At 60.0% G+C, this 18,644-nt stretch carries 12 protein-coding genes; 5 read left to right on the plus strand and 7 right to left on the minus strand.

Annotated features, from left to right (window positions below):
• Nucleotides 1-9: 9 nt before the first annotated feature.
• The 3 genes from rsmG to AC1L6K_RS02605 all read left to right on the plus strand — a co-directional run bounded on the left by rsmG (nucleotide 10) and on the right by AC1L6K_RS02605 (nucleotide 2,880).
• Nucleotides 10-648 (plus strand): 16S rRNA (guanine(527)-N(7))-methyltransferase RsmG, encoded by a 639-nt coding sequence (rsmG, locus tag AC1L6K_RS02595; protein ID WP_480951178.1) that lies wholly within the window; start codon nucleotides 10-12, stop codon nucleotides 646-648.
• Nucleotides 649-764: 116 nt separating this feature from the next.
• A complete protein-coding gene (locus tag AC1L6K_RS02600) occupies nucleotides 765-1,778 on the plus strand; it encodes a ParA family protein (RefSeq protein WP_480952679.1) in 1,014 nt (337 codons plus the stop codon).
• 88 nt (nucleotides 1,779-1,866) lie between these two features.
• Nucleotides 1,867-2,880, plus strand: a complete 1,014-nt coding sequence (locus AC1L6K_RS02605) for a ParB/RepB/Spo0J family partition protein (RefSeq protein ID WP_480951179.1) — start codon at nucleotides 1,867-1,869, stop codon at nucleotides 2,878-2,880.
• A gap of 3,500 nt (nucleotides 2,881-6,380) precedes the next feature.
• Here AC1L6K_RS02605 and AC1L6K_RS02610 read toward each other — a convergent pair.
• The 7 genes from AC1L6K_RS02610 to AC1L6K_RS02640 all read right to left on the minus strand — a co-directional run bounded on the left by AC1L6K_RS02610 (nucleotide 6,381) and on the right by AC1L6K_RS02640 (nucleotide 16,338).
• On the minus strand, nucleotides 6,381-6,518 hold the full coding sequence (locus AC1L6K_RS02610) for a hypothetical protein (RefSeq protein ID WP_480951180.1): 138 nt from the start codon (nucleotides 6,516-6,518) through the stop codon (nucleotides 6,381-6,383).
• A gap of 1,096 nt (nucleotides 6,519-7,614) precedes the next feature.
• Nucleotides 7,615-9,723, minus strand: a complete 2,109-nt coding sequence (locus AC1L6K_RS02615; protein WP_480951181.1) for an HNH endonuclease signature motif containing protein — start codon at nucleotides 9,721-9,723, stop codon at nucleotides 7,615-7,617.
• Between the two features lie 1,076 nt (nucleotides 9,724-10,799).
• Complete coding sequence (gene trxA, locus AC1L6K_RS02620) at nucleotides 10,800-11,126, minus strand: thioredoxin (RefSeq protein ID WP_480951182.1); 327 nt, start codon at nucleotides 11,124-11,126, stop codon at nucleotides 10,800-10,802.
• 16 nt (nucleotides 11,127-11,142) lie between these two features.
• Nucleotides 11,143-12,123, minus strand: a complete 981-nt coding sequence (trxB, locus tag AC1L6K_RS02625; protein ID WP_480951183.1) for a thioredoxin-disulfide reductase — start codon at nucleotides 12,121-12,123, stop codon at nucleotides 11,143-11,145.
• A gap of 100 nt (nucleotides 12,124-12,223) precedes the next feature.
• Nucleotides 12,224-13,630 (minus strand): ABC transporter substrate-binding protein, encoded by a 1,407-nt coding sequence (locus tag AC1L6K_RS02630; RefSeq protein WP_480951184.1) that lies wholly within the window; start codon nucleotides 13,628-13,630, stop codon nucleotides 12,224-12,226.
• Nucleotides 13,631-13,763: 133 nt separating this feature from the next.
• Nucleotides 13,764-15,704, minus strand: coding sequence for a murein biosynthesis integral membrane protein MurJ (gene murJ / locus AC1L6K_RS02635; RefSeq protein ID WP_480951185.1), 1,941 nt, complete (start codon nucleotides 15,702-15,704; stop codon nucleotides 13,764-13,766).
• 94 nt (nucleotides 15,705-15,798) lie between these two features.
• Nucleotides 15,799-16,338: an NUDIX hydrolase gene (locus AC1L6K_RS02640; protein ID WP_480951186.1), complete on the minus strand. Its 540-nt coding sequence runs from the start codon at nucleotides 16,336-16,338 to the stop codon at nucleotides 15,799-15,801.
• A gap of 127 nt (nucleotides 16,339-16,465) precedes the next feature.
• Between AC1L6K_RS02640 and AC1L6K_RS02645 the strand changes: the two genes are divergently transcribed.
• Nucleotides 16,466-17,956, plus strand: a complete 1,491-nt coding sequence (locus AC1L6K_RS02645; protein ID WP_480951187.1) for a CCA tRNA nucleotidyltransferase — start codon at nucleotides 16,466-16,468, stop codon at nucleotides 17,954-17,956.
• A 40-nt stretch (nucleotides 17,957-17,996) separates the two neighbouring features.
• Nucleotides 17,997-18,626 (plus strand): histidine phosphatase family protein, encoded by a 630-nt coding sequence (locus AC1L6K_RS02650; protein ID WP_480951188.1) that lies wholly within the window; start codon nucleotides 17,997-17,999, stop codon nucleotides 18,624-18,626.
• The last annotated feature ends 18 nt before the right edge of the window (nucleotides 18,627-18,644 follow it).

Genomic DNA, 18,644 nt, shown 5'->3' on the forward strand with positions numbered 1-18,644 from the left:
ACACAAATAGTGGTGGAACTAACTGCACAAGAGGCCGTTGCTGCGGACCGTATTTTTGGCGATCGCCTTGATCTGGCCAAACGCTACGTGGAGCACCTGGCAACATCTGGAATTGAACGCGGTTTGATTGGTCCGCGGGAAGTTCCCCGCTTGTGGAGCCGACACGTTTTGAACTGCGCTGTTGTTGCAGAACTGATTGATGAGGGTGCGAAGGTTGCTGATGTGGGAAGCGGAGCCGGACTCCCTGGACTGTGTTTAGCCATTGCCCGCCCCGATCTTTACCTGACCCTCATTGAACCGTTGGAACGACGGGTTATTTGGCTTGAAGAGGTCGTGATGGACCTTGGTCTTCCGAATGTGGAGATTGTGCGTGCACGGGCCGAGGCAGCGATCGGAAAAGTTGAGTGCACGGTCGTGACTGCCCGTGCCGTGTCAGCTCTCAATACTCTGGCTCCATTGACAATTCCACTCCTGGGCGGCGAAGGGGAGCTCTTGGCCATCAAGGGACGCAGCGCTGAAGAGGAAGTTGCCAAGGCTGCGAAAACACTCAAGAAGCTGGGTGGAGTTCTGACCGAGGTTCTGGTGGCCGGCCAAGACATTTTGGAAGAACCCACGACAGTGGTTCGTGTGAAGGTGAAACGGCGGTGATCCCCACTGCTGTTGGTCGGAAACGATAGGCTAGAGGTTGGCAACCATCGCCACAGGAAAGTGAGAGTGTCAGCGTGACCAGTAGCGAAGCAGCTTCGCAACGGATCCCTCCGTTTATGACTTTGGGGTCGGCACGTTCCAATATCTCCGAACAACCTAAAATGGTTGATCGCTCCAATCGGGGCGCCCCCCGCGATGTTTCACGTGAAACAAAGAAGAATGCGGCCGGCCCCTTGGATGACGATTTTGATGACAGTAGTCCGATTGCAAGTCAGCTTGTTAGTGAAACGAAGCGGCGCGAGAGATTACTGGGACGCCCGTTGCCGCGCCCGGGCTATACAAGAATTTTGACGGTAGCCAACCAAAAGGGTGGCGTTGGTAAGACAACGACCACTGTCAACGTGGCGGCAGCACTGGCATCAGCCGGTCTGCACGTTCTGGTTATTGACATTGACCCGCAGGGCAATGCCTCCACGGCACTGGGAGTTCCCCACCACGCCGAGGTGGACAGTATTTATGACGTGCTCATCAACGATGTTCCCATGGCGGAAGTCGTGGCTGACTGCCCCGACATTGCCAATTTGTCGTGTGCACCAGCGACTATTCACCTGGCCGGTGCGGAAATTGAGCTTGTATCTCTTGTTGCGAGAGAGCAAAGACTTCGCCGCGCCATCGATGAATATGTGAAGTTCCGTGAGCTAAACAACCAGGAGCGGCTCGATTTCATATTCATCGACTGCCCACCGAGCCTTGGCCTGTTGACGGTCAATGCTTTCTGCGCGGCCAACGAGGTAATGATCCCCATTCAGTGTGAGTACTACGCGCTGGAAGGTCTCAGCCAACTGCTGAAGAATATTGGGATGATTCAAAAACACCTGAATTCCGATCTGGTGGTATCAACCATTTTGCTCACCATGTATGACGGACGCACCAACCTGGCCGCACACGTGGCAGCTGATGTTCGCGAGCATTTTCCGGAACAGGTCCTGCAGGCAATGATTCCGAGATCAGTAAGAATTTCCGAGGCGCCGAGCTATCAGCAGACGGTTATGACTTACGATCCTTCGTCCACCGGCGCTCTGTCGTATCTTGAGGCGGCTTCCGAGCTCGCGGAACGTTCGACGGCCTGACTTTCAGTATGGCGATAGACTTTGCAATTCACAATGAAGTTCATGAGAACCCTTAATATTCTGGGTTCGTTCAACGGAGGATGTCTCAATGACTGACAAGCGCAGGGGTCTTGGTCGTGGTTTGGGTGCGTTGATCCCCAATTCTTCTGGGGATGAAACGGGAATCCGGCAGCCCACACGTCCCGTGGATCTCTTTTTCCCGGAACCAAAGGGACGCAAGACGGCTACTAACACCCCCCGCGCAGCGAAACCTGCAGCCGTTGTCGCACCCGTTGAACTCGTAGAAGTTCCCGGGGCAACGTTCATGGAGCTGCCCGTTGGAGATATTCACCCGAACAGGAAACAGCCACGCACAGTCTTTGATGAAGACGACATGGCTGAACTTGTACATTCCGTGCGAGAAATCGGTGTTCTTCAGCCGATCGTTGTACGGAAGTCCAGTGAAACAGGTGATCAGCCATATGAACTCGTCATGGGTGAGCGGCGCTGGCGTGCCAGCCAGGCGGCGGGACTTGAAACTATTCCTGTCATTGTCCGTGAAACGACTGACGACAATCTGCTGCGCGATGCCCTTCTTGAGAACCTGCATCGCAGCCAGCTGAATCCATTGGAAGAAGCTGCAGCGTACCAGCAGCTGCTGGAGGACTTCGGCACCACCCACGAGCAATTGGCAGATCGGATTGGTCGTTCACGTCCGCAGGTGTCCAACACACTTAGGTTGCTAAAGCTGCCTCCTGTGGTTCAGCGGAGAGTTGCTGCAGGTGTCTTGTCGGCTGGCCACGCACGCGCGCTGTTGGCTCTGCCAGATTCGCCTGCCATGGAGCAACTGGCCCAGAAGATTGTGGCAGAGGGGATGTCGGTGAGGGCCACCGAAGAGGCCGTACAGCTTTACCATTCTCCTTTGGGTGGCGACAGGCCGTCTGCCAAGGCTCCGAGCCCGCGTCATGAACGCCTGGACTTTCTGGCAAGTTCGCTGGCGGACCGACTCGACACCAACGTTAAGATTTCCCTGGGTGCCAAAAAAGGGAAGGTCAGCATTGAATTTGCATCGGTCGAGGATCTGAACCGCATCATGGACGTTTTGAGCCCCGGCAGTAGATAGACATTGATCGCCGCTTGGTGATCCTGAAAAGGCAGTGTTTCACGTGAAACACTGCCTCTTCACTTTAAAGTGGATTCTCCAGGATTGATTCTAAGAGCCAGTTCTTCATGGTCACTATTCCGGACCGGGCGCCGGTGGCTTCAAAAATAGACTCTCCGATGTAGTTTCTGATTGTTCGTGTTTCTTTCTACTTTTTCACCTGAGATGATGAGCCGCTAATAGTTGAACGTGATGGACATTAAATGCCGAAGCTACCGAGGCCTCATGAATCGCCCTCTTGTCGCCTGAGACTACCGTGTCCTTGGAGCAAGTCCGAGGCGCCAACGAGGCGCCGCGAAAGTAGGGGACATGCTCAGTGGTCAGCACTTCACCTGGACGTTGTCGAAACTGGGGACACCGTTTCACGTGAAACAACCCGGATATGTGCGGCGTTCCAATGTCCTACTCACGCAAACGCAGCACTCATGTGCAGGGCGACTGTACTGCGTCAAGGAGGGCGCGACACTCGATGCCAGCACATATGGGGCCGATTGGGTTGTCCATGGGGGTATCGATGTTTCACGTGGAACATGAGAATGCCGCAGAACTCGAGGGCTCATCATTCCCTATGGGGATGGCAGGTCCAGAAGCAGCTTTCTGCGAGTTGGGTACCGCGCATGCCGGGGGCCTCTTGGGGGAGCGCCCGCGTGCGAACGAACTGAGAGCCGATCGTCCCCGAGGGGCGTGACTGAATGAGGCTTCTTCAATCTCCTATGTCCGTCTCTGGAATGACTCGCGAGGGATCAGCCAACTATGAATCTTGACGCGTAGAGAAGGCATCTAGGCGCCGACGGTCAACTCAGTGTCCTGGCTGGAAGGCTGCGGGGCTGCCATTCGGGGCTTGGCACCTCACGTGAGCCCACCCAAGTGTTGCGCTGCATTGGGTCGCGAATCACCCTGAGGCCAGCGCGACGGCCTATGCGCCCTTCTAACGGCCTGAAAGGCCTGGAATGGAACCGGGTCCTATAGTCGTCATCGGAGGCTGTGTGGCAGGCGTGAAGGCTAAAGAGCGGGTATCAGGAGACGGTGAGCTGTATCCAGTCAATGCTTGAAGAGGCTCGACAGGAACTTCAGAGGAGAGCAAAGGTACCGGCTGCAGTACCACCCAACCCAATGGACGCCGTACCTGTTCGCGTCTAGTGGTCACGGTTGGCTCCCTTCAACGATTCCAGCGCTTGTTGGAAGCGGTTGTTTGATGGAACTAGTGCAACAAATTCAAAGGGGCGTCGCCACACATTGCTCCCTTCGAGGAGGCATGAACTTGTGATCAAGACCATCGGAGCAGCAATGGTTCGGAGTTCACGTCATTAGACCTCGGACCATCAATGGCGGACTGAAACGACCTGGGTATTGCCAATTGGCTCTGCGGCAGCGAATCCAGAGCCTGTCTGCGAACCAGAAGCTGACTGGATGTGTGTTTAGACAACATGAGGTGAGGGCGGTTGAGGTTCCTGCCCAGCCGCCGTTGGTGTGGGCAGGGACCCGCTGTGTCACAGCGTCCGAGGGTTGCCAGTGAACAGTGTCTTAGTTATCTGCCTCCACGAGAGTTGCATTGGAGATGCTACACAAGAGTTCTAGGAGGTCCGGTCATGCCCAACAATGCGCTTCTTGGAATCGATATTCACGCGGTCAGCGATGCTGGCTGCAAGCTGGGAGAGGATACCGGGGAGCAGGTTCCGATAGAGATGAACTCGGATCGGCGGCCCTATTGGACTGAATCCGCCGCTTCGAGCCACCGGTGCCGGCGGCTTACGATCGCGGCCCGTGCTTTCACGTCCTGGCCAGGTTCCTGCGCCGGGGTCTGCATTGACTGTCTGGTTGCGAGACTCGCTATCGGGGCGGCACTAAATTGGCGCAGGCCCATCAGGGGCGGTTACACCGGCAGGATTTTGGTTCACCGGCACGCTAGCTCACCTACGAAGCGCTTTTTTGAACTGGCCGAACTGCTGGCCGCCCACGTGTTGCGCATTGTCAAAGCAGGTCGTCCAGGTCGCCAGGGACTGTGGCTACACACCGGTGATCGAGGGATTGAAGTGGCTCCGCGGCAACGGAATCACGACTGGGTGTGGGTCGCAGTGTAGATCGGGGACTGCACCAGGTTCAGCGGGACCACCAGCGGCCCCTACCTTGGGCTTGTACCCAGCGAGCAATCCTCTAGCCAACCCGGCACCAAGGCCCGCTCACGAAAGCAGGCTGCAAGTCCGCCCACAAACTCCTCATCGAGGCTGTGTGGCTGCACCAGCGCCCCTACGCCAGACCCGGGTCCGATTGTGCGGCAACCAGATCTGGTCGCCACAGGGCCCGGATCCGGGCCCTGGAAGGCAACCACCGGCTCCACCACAAGTTGGAAGTCTTTGATGCCCGCAACAAACACTCCTTCATGGACAACACCGCGGTCGCCAGGGAGCTCGCCGGCTGGTGCCGATCAATGGCCTCACCCCTCCAACAGGGGGACCATGCTCCAGGAGCCCGCATGAGCGCGGCCTAACAAACGTGCCTTCCAGACCGTGGCGAACGTGAAGTGGCAGCACCTTGGGGTCAACTGGAGAGTCCATTGTGGGCAAGCGGTGCTTGCTATTGGCTCCCAATCCTAGAACTCGGAACGCTGCAGCCAAACAAGCGTCATGAGGAGCAGCTCTGAACCGAAGACGGCAGCTCCTCCCAACTGATAATGTCTCAGCACGGTGCATATGGGGCTTCGGGAGTACAGCAACTGGGCGTTGGCGGAGGAAGAACGGGCTACCCCGGGGGGTTTTGGATTTGTCAGCGAAAGGTGGATCTCATGTATGTGCAGCACACAGAGGGAGTTCTGGCTGGCTGCTGGGGGATGAAGGACTGGCAACATCCAAAGTCACCGATGGGCAGGCTGGCGAAAACTCCAGCATCCTGCACGCTGTCTGTGGCCACGAGAGCAGTCTTGCAAAGCCGAGTCCTCCTGCTTGTCATTCAAATTGCAGATGTCCAGGTCTGGATGAAGTCAGGTCCAGTTGTTGTCCAACTTGGGGGCAGGGGCTGAGGGTTCTCTGGGCTGGACAAGCTGGGACTTGATCTCGTCGGTTAGAACAAGGGCTTCAGCTCAAGCTGAATATGGCCAGAGACCTGGAAGGTGTTTCACGTGAAACAAGTAGGGAAATCATAAGGCTATTGGCGCCGGGATGCTGCTACTTGGCCGCGCCTGAAACTGGTGTTCACGTAAGTGCCACTGCTGTGCCGTGGACAGAATACCGGCCGCTAACCGTTACTCTCACGCGGTAACCCCTTCAAGGCTCACCGCATCTCTTCCTTGAGCCGCAACCTCAGGCGCCTGACGCGAATTTTATGCACCCTTGATCGTCCACAAACTGAGCGCAATCCCAATCTTTGGGAGGTGTCCGTTCAAGCTCGCGCGCTGATTGCGGCTATCGGCCCGCAGGCCCCGCAGGGGACTGCTTTCGTTGTACGGGCGGCATGAAAGCTGAAGGTCATTCCACAGGCTGCATATCGGGCAGCGGGTCCCTGCCGGTGTGGGCGCGTCCATGCACCGACTCGATGCCCTGCCCGAGGTCTGGTGTCGCAGTGACACCCGCTCGTCCGACGCCCGCAGCCGAGAGAGTGTGCATGGGTTTGCCAATCAGATGATCCGTCGGCCGAGTCGTGGTGACGACGTCACGGCCAGCCGCTATACGAGTATCCAACAGGCTTTTGATTGTCTATGAGGACCGGCGTCGACGGACGGTGGTCATAGAGACACTTTGCAGCCGCGCCAGCTGGGGAACGCGGCCCTACAAGACGTACCGGCCCTTGTAGGCGGTAGCCGTCTACGGGTACTGAATATCTGCTCACATGGGAGTCACTAATATTACGAGTGGAGACCACCCCGCGAAACGCGAATGTTCTCCGTGGGAGCCATCAGCGGCATTGTCGGGTGCCACTTCGCCGCTGGGGTGGTGGGCACGGCGACGTGATTCGTTCTGATCTGGATCGGCTGCTCCTGCATGCTGCCGTTCGCTGTGAAGCATGGGAAGTGTGTGGCGGATAGCATCCTGCCGGCGATAGAAGCGCCTTTTGTCTTGGGACCCTACCGAGAAGCGTGTCCACAGGCGGCTCGCACCCAGGGACGCCGCTGCGGTCCCGCCCTGTCGGTGTTTGCACGCGGTATTCACAGATGGATCGGCGCCGTTCAGGAATGGATGGACTTGTAAGCGGCCGGTGGCTCCCGCCCAGGGAGGTGCTGGCCCCCGACGGCAATAATGGGTGGTCCCCAAAGCGCCGAGTACTCAGTACCGCGTCTTCAATTATTGGATTCAACAGCAGGCCTGCTCTCTGACTGTGGTTTTCTGCCGCACACCCGACATTGGCGCCCACGAGTGGCAGAAAACCGTGGATGTTGAATTGTATAGGGATGTGGTGTTCCGCGATTCGTTCATTCTGACGTGGATCTCCGCAATCTTGACCCGTCGACAGTCCGCAGGTCACAGAGCGCTTGAACCAAGAGCGACAGGAGAGACCGGGTGTAATGAAGTGATCCCTTTGCGCCGCGTGGGCCGGTAGTCGTATGGCTGCCGCATTTGAAGGTCTTCGACAACACACCAGATTCCGCAGGCAGCTGGGTTGATCTGGTAACGGCGCGGGTGCTGATCGACGGTCTTGTGAAGTGATAATTGCAGGGCCTTAGGTTTCACGTGAAACCTAAGAAATCATCATCGATTGCATTGGCTACGCTGTGTCTGGGTTGCTGGTGAGGTAGTCGTTGATGGTTTCTTCGTCGAGGGCGGCTTGTTCTTCGTCGGTGGCGAAGATTCCCGGTGGCGGTTCCGGCAGGGCTTGGGCGTAGGGGTTGTAGTCCTGGTCGGAGCCTGGGATGTCGGCCTCGTCCAGGAACTCAAAGTCCAGGAAGTCCAGAGGATCCTGGGGGTCCTGGGGGTTCTGAGGGTCTTGTAGCTCGGCGGCATTGTCGGGGCCGGCGGTGGGTTGGGGCTCGGGGTGGTCGTGGAGGTCTTGCGTCCCGAGGTTCTTTTTGATGTGTTGCATCAACCATTCCGGGTAGACCGGTGGTTGCGTGTCACCGATCTTCGGCGGGTAGTACCGCCCCGTCGGTGACGTCCACCCGACACCCCCGTTGACCATGACCGGTGTCCAGCCGCGCAGGCGCACCGCTTCGCGTTCCGGGCTTTGATCTGTCCGGCACTCACCGGTACGGGTCCTGTCGTCCTTGAAATGCTTCAGGACGTGGTGGCGATGACACAACGTCTGAAGGTTGTCGTAAATGGACCGGCCACCGTGTTCGAACTTCTTGATGTGGTCGACCTCGCAGTTCGTGGCCTTCACCAAACACCCCGGAAACTGGCAGTACTCATCCCTGATCTGCAGCATCGTACGCATCGCTTGACCAATCCGATACCGCTCCGGGGCCACATCAAGGGGCTCATTACTGATCGGATCAACCAACACCCGCAACAACGACGGGGCCCCTGCCGCCAAGTGCCGGGCGACTTCCATGCTGATCGGACCCGACCCCTCCAACCACGCAGGCTCATTCGTCGCCCCCAACAACGACAACACAGGAATCAACACCACCGGGGTGACCTGCGGCATCGGCGGCCACACCGGCCCCACCGGACTGTTGCCGGTACTGCTGCTGCTGGTGTTGCTCGCAGTTGTCCCCTCACCACCGGTACTGGAGCCCATGCCCGCACCGCTACCGCTACCGGTGCTGGTGTTGTGTGTGCTGGCGTTGGTGGGGGCTGGGGTGAGGGTCGGCGGTATCGCTGTCGGGTCCCAGTCGGGACCGTTACGGATATCGGGGTCCTTGAAGCCGGGATCTGCATAGTCCGGGTCGTCAAAGACAGGTATCAGCCCGGCAGGGATCTGCACAGCACCAAGATCCGGGTCCGGGCCAGGGTCCAGGGGCATCCCGCCGGCTGCCGAGTACGGGTCTGTGGGGGCGAACCACGGCCCCTGGCCATCACCAGGCACCACCACGACAGTGCCCGCAGCGGTTGCAGCGCCGCCAGTGGCGGTATTTGCACCGCGGGTGGCAGTAGCACCGTTCGCAGTGCCGGTAGCGCCCTCAGTAGCACTGGTGCCGGTGTCGGTGTCTGTGTTGGTTTGTGCGGGGGCGTGGATCTGGTTTTCGGCCATGGTCTGGTGCAGTAGCAGGGATGCGGCGATATCGGCGCGGAGCTGGGTCAGGGTGCGGTCTTCGTGGGGGCCCTGGGCTGCTTGGGCGGTTTGGGTGCATTGATCCCAGATACCCTCAATGGTCGGGGCCGGTGCGTACAGGCTCAGCCATGACATCCCGTCCCGTGAATGCCTTATCCCCAGGCGCCGCTGACCATATTCACGCCGGGTCCGCGGGGTGATCGTTTCCGGGTAAAACCGTTCACGCCGGCGCCGGGCCTTCTCCCTGAAGCTCGGCACAGTGCAATCGACGGCCTTGCCCAGCAAGAACTGCTCAAACCCATCAATCGTTTCCTGTGGTGATCCGGTCTCTCGCAGCAAGCTGCTTTCCTCCGCGATGATCACCGCGTAGTCCCAACCCAACTCGCCACTGCTCAAGCACGCCATCGTGGCCGGTAAATACTTCACGAGCGTGCCCGCGTGCAGGATCAATTCCCCCGCGACACTCTCGGACACCGAGAGGATCCCCGCCAGATCGGCCCGCATCGACATCTGCGCCAGATCGCCCTGCCACGCATCAACACCAAGAATCCCACCCTCGAGCACCGCCGTGGACTCAAGACGGGCAATCAACACCGCCGCCAGGGCTGCGCACTGATTCTGATGCTTGTGCAACGCCGCGATCGCGTCCGTGCAACCATCCATCAACGCCCGCACACCCTCCAAACGCGACCCCACACCACCAGCAGAACCAGCAGATCCAGCAGAGTCAGAAGAGCTATCAGTGTGGTGGCCAGCACCGGCGGACCCGGCAGTGTCAGGAACCTCGGCAGTGCCGGCAGAGGGGCCACCAGCAGTGCGATCGCGGCGGCTACCACGGCGGGGCTCGGGAAGCGGCAAATCAGGCAACCCGGCCATGGCAGCAATGTCAGAGGCAAGAGGTTCAATAGTAGGAAGAGCAAGCCCGGCAATCAGGTCCGCCACACTCACTGTGGTGGATGAACCATCCCGGCCGACCGGGAAATTCTCTGAACTGCCCATACCACTATTATAGCCTTTATGTCTGGGAAGCAACACGGTTATCCACAACTTCCCAAATATATTTCTGAGGCCGCCACCACGGGCGTTTGGACGCCAGCGGACTCGCTCCAGCCTCCCCGCGACACACCTGCGCGACACACCTCCGCGACACAACAATCCGCCCCATCGCCCATGAAGAAGCCCCCGTAGCTGTTGAGAATTTTCAACAGATACGGGGGCATTCACATTAGGCGAGTCAGTCCTAGCACGGCCGACTGCTACCAGCGGTGGGCCACATTAATGACAATGCGGGTGGTCGCCCCGGGCCCATTGGGCCTCATGAATTCGGGTTCGTTCTCGCTGCGGCGATGGTCGTCGTATGCCGGCTCAGATGCGTCAGATCCATCTCGCAGGAATCGTAAGTGGGTTTAGCAGCCGACGTCTGACATCCGAGGGAATCACCCTGAATGGGAACAAGCGCTGGTAACCGTTCTTCATCGTCACCTGGGACTCGGCAGCTTGCATGATGGGACAATTCGATGTGCTCCGGCACTTGATTCATCTCCCCAAGTTAGTTTCACGTGAAACAGTCTGAGGGTGCGAATCAGTCGCCTAGGGCCACCCAGAGTCCGACTTTCCGGAAATTCAGTGCAGCCGTTTTGAACCTTAGGATCAATCTGGGAGAAGCTGAGATATGGCAGCTTAAATGGGTGTGGCCCGGACAAAGTCCGGGCCACACCCATTAAAGTCGCCTGCAGATGCTACTTCAGGAAATCTGCAAATTCCTTTTCCAAGTACTGCTTCGGACGGGCTCCGATGACGGTGGTCTTAACTTCGCCGCCCTGGAACAGGTAGACCGCCGGGATGGAAGTAATTCCGTACTTGGCGGCGATGGCCGGGTTGGCATCCACGTCCACCTTCACGACGTCAATCTTGTCCGAGTACTCAACTGACATCTCGTCCAGGATGGGACCGATTTTGCGACACGGTCCGCACCATTCGGCCCAGAAATCCACGATGACAGGCTTCTCTGAATTCAGTACCGCGTCGGCAAACGTTGCGTCTGTTGCGCTTTTAGCATTGCTCATGGTGAACTACTTTCTCTTAGGAGTCCTGATCGGCCAGGAAGTGCTCCACATCCAGTGCGGCAACACATCCCGAGCCGGCGGCCGTGATGGCCTGTCGGTAAGTGGGGTCAACTACATCGCCGGCAGCAAAAACACCGGGCAAGTTTGTCTTGGAGGACCGGCCCTCAACCGAAATCGTGCCTGCCTCGGTCAATTCAAGCGCGCCCTTGACCAGGTCAACACGGGGATCGTTGCCTATGGCAACGAATACGCCGGTGACTGTGAGTTCGCTCTTTTCGCCCGTGACCAGGTTGTTCAAGCGGATGCCGCTGACCTTGGCGTCGCCGTCGATGCCAACGACCTCAGAGTTCCACACGAACTTGATCTTCGGGTGGTTCAAGGCGCGGTCCGCCATGATCTTGGAGGCGCGCAAGGTATCGCGGCGGTGCACAACCGTCACCGAGTCCGCGAACTTCGTCAGGAAGATCGCTTCCTCCATGGCGGAGTCGCCACCACCAATGACGGCAATGTTGTGGCCCTTGAAGAAGAAGCCGTCGCAGGTGGCGCAGGAGCTCACACCATGGCCCACAAGGCGCTTTTCACCTTCGACACCCAATTCGCGGTATGCCGACCCGGTGGAGATGATGACAGAGCGGGCCTTGAATTCCTGTCCGTCTGCCAGGGTCACGGTCTTGACCGCACCTTCAAGCTCAACGGAAGTGACGTCGTCGTACATCACTTCAGTACCAAACTTTTCAGCCTGCTGGCCGAGGTTCTCCATCAGGTCCGGGCCCATGATCCCCTCGGGGAACCCGGGGAAGTTTTCCACCTCTGTGGTGTTCATCAGCTCGCCACCTGCTGTCACCGAGCCAGCGATCATCAGCGGTTTGAGATCCGCGCGGGCGGTGTAAATCGCTGCGGTGTAGCCTGCCGGGCCTGAACCTACGATAATGACGTCACGGACATCGCTTGCGGGGGTGGCTTGCGTGCTCACGGGTGGGTGTTCCTCTTCCTTCATTGACTGCGCCGCAACAGGGCGGCGCAATTGAACCTTCGCTATCCATAACCGGCGCGGGGACGCGGTTATTCCGCCACTCGGGTGTGGGGAATGGCTGTGGTTACTTGACGCTGATTTCGGTAATCTTCAATCCGTAGGGGTACGTCACGAAGGGCTGCAGTTTGGGCAGCTGCGTGAAGCTGATGATGACGTATTTGGCCTTGATTCCCGGGGCTGCCGTGAACGTAAAGTCGGGGGCGCTGAACGAGCCGCTGCCAATCTTCGTTGCGCCGTCAAGCTCTGGCTTGCTGTTGGTCAGAATGTCGAACTGGCCGCCCGTGCCGGCAAGCTGGTTGATGGTCACGGAACCAATTGTTGATTCCTCAGCCAGCTCAACCACGAGGTTAACGCTGTCGGTCATGCCGGCAAAGTCATCGCCGGAGAACTCGACGGTGGGCCAGTAGGTGGCCTTGTTGCCGTCGATCGCCTCCTTGAGGCGTGGGACGTAACGCTCACCGTAGTTCGGCACGCCGGGGGCGTATGCCGTGATGTCGGTGAGTCCTGTGACTACGGGTGCGACTGGTTTTGGCTCGGCAGGAGCACCGGAACTCTGCGGCGGGCTTTCGCCCGGGGTTGCCGCCGCAGTGGTGGTGCCGGCCTGGTTGTTCGAACCATTGAACAACGTGCCGATGTGCTGGAACGCAAAGATAAGAGCACCAATGAGCAGAACAGCGACGATGGCGCCGGTCAGCCAGCGTCCACTGGTGCGTGGGGCATTGCCGTCGTCTTCTTCTTCAAGGGCGTCGACCTCGGCGTAACCGCCGCCGGCATCGCGCAATTCCGCCGGGAAGGTTCCCGGACGGCGGGATTCGGCAAGGTCTTCCTGGTGTTCTTCGTTGATGAAACCGTAGTCGTCCTCGTCCCACAACGTCACCTTGGCGGCGGCGGGGGTTTGCTTGGCGGCAGGTGGAGGCACGACGACGGCCGCCGGTTTGACTGCCGGGGCCACGGCTGCCGCGGGAGGGGGTGTGGGCACCGACGCAGAGTCGTGGCGGGTCTCCTCCTGGCTCACCTTGGGCACCGACTTCGCGGGAGTCAGGGGAGAGTTGTCCTCATAGACGTAGGCGCCGCCGGCAGGTGCTGCGTCGCGCTGCTGGCCGAAGATTTCGGTGCCGAGAGTGTCCGTGAAGAACGGCTCCTGATAAACCTCTTCAGCAGGGTCGGTGGGGACCACGAGGTCAAGCAGGTCCGCTGAGGAGGTCCGCGCCGCAATGAGGTAGGTGGCCTTGTCCTGAACACCGAGATCCAAGATGGAGACATTGGAAACCCGTGCGCCGGTGGCAACTTCGCGGGCACTTTGAGTCAGATGCTGGGAATTCTCAACGGCTGATACGAGGATGCTGACAGGCCGGTTCAAGACCTGGTCCAAGCCATCCAAAATGACATCGTTCTCGGCGGAAGCCAAGATGCGGCCGGTTACCTTGTAGCGGCCGCCAAGGATGGAGCCCACATCGATAGGTTGTGGCACCAATTCCTCCTCTTACATGCATGGTGGCTTGTACCCGTGACGGACACTAAGCCATATCTAACTAATTCTATCGGAAAACACTGCAAGTTCCATGGTTGCGTCCCTGAACGGCCCGCGCCATATTCAAATCGGCCTACCTCGACGGAATGCGGCTGCGAACTTTCGCCAGCAGGGGGTTAATCAAGGCATCCACTTCGTCCACGCGCAGGCGCTTCAGGATCACGATATAAACCAGCGCCATCACAGTTCCAACCACAGCCAGCGTGACGGCCGAGGCTGGAATCGAGGACCACATGAAGCCTGTGCTGGCGGAGCTGCCAAACAGCCGCAACAGCAGCTCGCCGGCAATGCCCGCCACCAGGGCCGCGGCCAGGAATCGCATGTGGGCGCGCAGGATGAGGCCGCCGCCGTAGTTGCCGAGCCTGGCCCGCAGGAACAAGTGGCTGATGATGGGGCCCAAGATATTGTTGAGGGTGTAGCTGGCAGCCAGCCCGTAAATGATGAACTCTTCCGGCAGCAACGCGGCCGACAAGGCTGTACTCATGCCAACACCCACCAGAATGCACTGGATGATGAAGGGTGTCTTGGCGTTCTCCTGTGCATAGAACACCCTGTTGAGGATGAAGTTGATGCTGTAGAACGGTGCACCAATCGCCAGGATGGACAGGATGATGGCAATTTGGCGGCTGCCTGTTTCTTGGCCGCCACTGAACAACATGCCAAAGGGACCCGAAAGCACCACCAGTGCCACGCCGGCGAACACTGTGGCCATGCCCGTGGTGCGCAGCGCCCCGGCGAGGGAGGCGCGCAGCCCTGACATGTCCTTGTTGGCAGCGGCATGTGCCATGGCCGTAAACATCACAGTGGCAATGGAGAGGGCGATGATTGAGTGCGGCATGATGTACAGCTCGGTGGCACGGTTGAGTGCATAAAGGCCCGGAATGGTGGATCCGGGCTCCGGCACACCGTCGCCGCCGGCCGGAATCGTGGCCACACGCATAATGATGATGAAGCTCAGGTTGCCAATGATCATGGTGCCCATGGTCCACAGGGCAACCTTCGCAGTGGCACCCAAGCCTGTGCCCTTCAATCCAAAGCGGGGGCGCAGGCCCAGTCCCAGGCGGTGCACGGGAATCAGCAGCACGGCCGACTGCACCACAATGCCCAGCGTGGCCGTGCCTGCCAGCATCCACGTCTGTGCCGCGGTCCAGTTTTCCACCGAGTGGGGGTTGGTGGCGGTGCCGCCCGCCACGGCGATGAACACCAACAGGCCGGCGATGGCCACAACGTTGTTGACCACCGGCGCCCACGCATACGCCTTGAAGGAGTTGTGCGCATTGAGCACCTGGCCCAGCAGCGAGAACAGCCCGTAAAAGAAGATCTGCGGCAGCAGGAACAAGCCAAAGGTGATGGCCAGCTCCAGCTGCATGCCCGTAAAGGAGGTGGACAACCCCATGATGGGTGCCGCCAACAGCATGACGAGCGCTGTCAGCACCAGCAGGCCAATGACGCCGAGGGTCAGCAGGCGCGAGATGAACTCGGAACCCTTGTCCGGCTGCTTGCTGGCCTTGGCGATCTGCGGGATCAGTACAGCATTGAACACACCGCCGGCAATCATCAAAAAGATCAGGTTGGGGAGGCTGTTTGCGCCTTCAAAGATATTGCCTACCGTGGTGCCGGCAATCGCGATGCCCAGCACGATGCCCTTGACGAAGCCAAGGATGCGGGAGGCCAGGGTGCCAATGGCCATGGAGGCACTGGACCGCACGGCGCTGGCTTGTGCGGTCCGGGAGCCTGCAGGGTCGGGCCTCCTGGCACGGGACGCTGCGGCGCGGGACTTTTTAGCGGACGACGGCGCATGGCGGCCGCCGCTGTTTGTCCCGCCGGTGCCGGCAGTCACGCCGTCGTTGGTCACCACAGGCTGCGCCCGGGTTTGCGGGGAGGCCTGCATGGCTCCCTGCGGAGAAGCCTGCACCGCAGCCATCATGGAAGTGTCCATGCTGATTTGAGGAGCAGCCGACCGTGGCGCGGTGTTGGGTTTCGGCGGGATGCGGAGCCGTTCATCGTTAGACATTGTTCCCATCATCTCACTGCATGCTCAAAGAGTGCTGGCAGCAACGGCCGCCGCAACGCAGGTTCCGTGGGAGTCCTGCCGCCAGTGGCGGCGGTTAGAAATATTCCGGCAGCAATTCGCGGGCGAGGTCGGTGATGCGACGTTCGTTGGGAAACGAGAGCTTCTTGGCCAATTCGGCCAACGGCACCCACGCAACATCCACAGCCTCGTGGTCCGGGTCATTTTCAATGGTGAGAAAGCCGCCCGTGGCACGCAACAGGAAGTGGTGGACCGTCTTGTGCACCCTGTGCCCGCTGACGGTGAACCAGTAATCTATGCTGCCCAAGGTGGCGAGGATTTCCCCGGCGATGCCGGTCTCCTCCTCGATCTCACGCACGGCCGCCTCAGCGTGTGTTTCAACACCTTCGGGATGGCCCTTCGGCAGGCACCACTCAAGCCGGCCACCGCGGTTGATGCGGGCGATGATCGCAACTCGGGGGACGCCGTCGTGCAGCTCAACCACGACACCGCCGGCAGAGACTTCCTCAACAGTGGGCAGCTGGCTGGGCGTGCTGGGTGCAGCGGGCACAACCTGGGGACCCATTGCCGACGGCAACGGGGTCCTCTTGGGCGCGCGCGGCACGGGGTGAACCATGGAGTCCACTCTAGCTATCTTTGGCAACGGATGATGACAGGCCGGAGGGGTGGTTTCGCACGGTCCATTGAAGACGGCGCAGCGGGGCAAGCGCGCGCCCGGAAAAGTCTGGCATCCTTAAGGAACCATGGATTTAGTGCCCGATACCTCAAAATTTGACCCAGTTGTTCTGGAGCTGGGACGGCTCTTTGCCGACGCCGGTTACGAACTTTCCCTTGTTGGCGGCCCCGTCCGCGACCTGTTCCTGGGGCGGATTTCCCCGGATCTGGACTTCACCACCAACGCCAACCCGGACGAAATTCTGGCTGTGGCCAAAAAGTGGGCGGATTCGCACTGGGAGATGGGCCGGGACTTTGGCACCATCGGGTTCCGAAAGCGCAACCGCAACAAGGAGGTGCTGCTCATTGAGATCACCACCTATCGTGCGGAGGCGTACGACCCTGACTCGCGCAAGCCGGTCGTGGCGTTTGGGCGATCACTGGTGGACGACCTGCAGCGCCGGGATTTCAGTGTCAATGCCATGGCCCTGAGGCTGCCGGAGATGGAACTCATTGACCCCTTCGGCGGCGCCAAGGACCTTGCCGCAGGCTTGTTGCGCACACCCGGCGCGGCCGAGGACTCGTTCTCGGACGACCCGCTGCGCATGATGCGCGCCGCCCGCTTTGTCTCACAGCTGGGCTTTTCGCTGCACCCCGAGGTCCTGGCCGCGATGACGGGCATGGCCGGGCGGATCAGCATCATTTCCGCAGAGCGAGTCCGTGACGAGCTGGTCAAACTCATCTGCGGCGCGCACCCAAGGGCAGGCGTCGACATTTTGGTTGAGACGGGACTGGCCGCCCTGGTGCTGCCTGAAGTGCCCGCGCTCAAGCTGGAAACGGATGAACACCACCGCCACAAGGACGTCTACCAGCACTCCCTGCAGGTACTGGAACAGGCGGCCTCGCTGGAGAGCGGGCCGGACGGGGCTGTGCCCGGCCCCGATTTTGTGCTGCGGTTTGCGGCATTGATGCACGACGTCGGCAAGCCCAAGACCCGCCGTTTTGAGCCGGGCGGGGCTGTCAGCTTCCGGCACCACGACCTGGCCGGTGCGAAACTGACGGCAAAGCGCATGAAGGCCCTGCGCTTTGACAATGATTCAATCAAGGCCGTCTCCCGGCTGGTGGAGCTGCACATGCGCTTTTACGGCTACGGCGAGGCCGGCTGGTCCGATTCCGCCGTGCGCCGTTACGTGACGGATGCCGGCCCCCTCCTTGAGCGGCTGCACCGGCTGACCCGCTCCGACGTCACGACCCGCAACCAACGCAAGGCCGAGCGGCTGGCCTTTGCCTACGACGACCTTGAACAGCGCATCGCCGTCCTGGCCGAGCAGGAGGAACTCGATTCCATCCGCCCGGACCTTGACGGCGGTGCCATCATGGCCCTGTTGGGCATCAAGCCCGGCCGTGTTGTGGGGCGCGCCTACAGCTTCCTGCTTGAACTGCGCATGGAGCATGGGCCGCTGGGCCCGGAAAAAGCTGAAGCGGAACTGCGCAGGTGGTGGGCCGGGCAGCCTGAATCACAGCCCGTCCCGGAGGGTTCCGAACCAGATGTTGCCAAATCAGAAGTTGCCAAAGACTAATTAACACCCGTTGCACGATCGGCGAATGGAACGAAGAACCATGACACAGCATCCAGCAGACACCATCCCCGCCGCAGCCGCCCCCCTCCCGGGCGGCCCCAAGCTGTGGCTGTTGCGCCACGGTGAGACTGAATGGTCCCGCAGCGGGCAGTACACGGGCCTGACCGACATGCCGTTGACCGAGGTGGGGCAAACCCAGGCCCGCTCCGCGCAGGCTGCCCTGTCCGGCGTCGACTTTGACCTGGTCCTCACCTCGCCGCTGCAACGCGCGCAGCTGACAGCCACCCTGGCCGGTTTCCCCGAGGCGGTCGTCGAGCCAAACGCCGTCGAATGGGATTACGGCGATTACGAAGGCATCAACAGCGCAGTTGTCCGCGCAGAAAACCCGGGCTACCTGATCTGGGACAACGGCGTGCCCAACGGCGAGGCCCTGGACCAGGTGGCCGCGCGTGCCGACCAGATCGTCCTGCGTGCGCGAGCTGTCAAGCGCGACGACGGCGCACCGGCCAATGTGCTGCTGGTGGCACACGGGCACTTCCTGCGGATCCTGGCTGCCCGCTGGCTCGGGCTGCCAGGCGGCGAGGGCCGCCACTTTGTTTTGGGCACGGCCAAGGTGTGCACGCTGGGCTGGGACAAGAAAACACCTGCCGTGGAACAGTGGGGCCTGTAACACCGGCCTGAGCTGCCA

Source organism: Specibacter sp. BI4 (assembly GCF_056680095.1).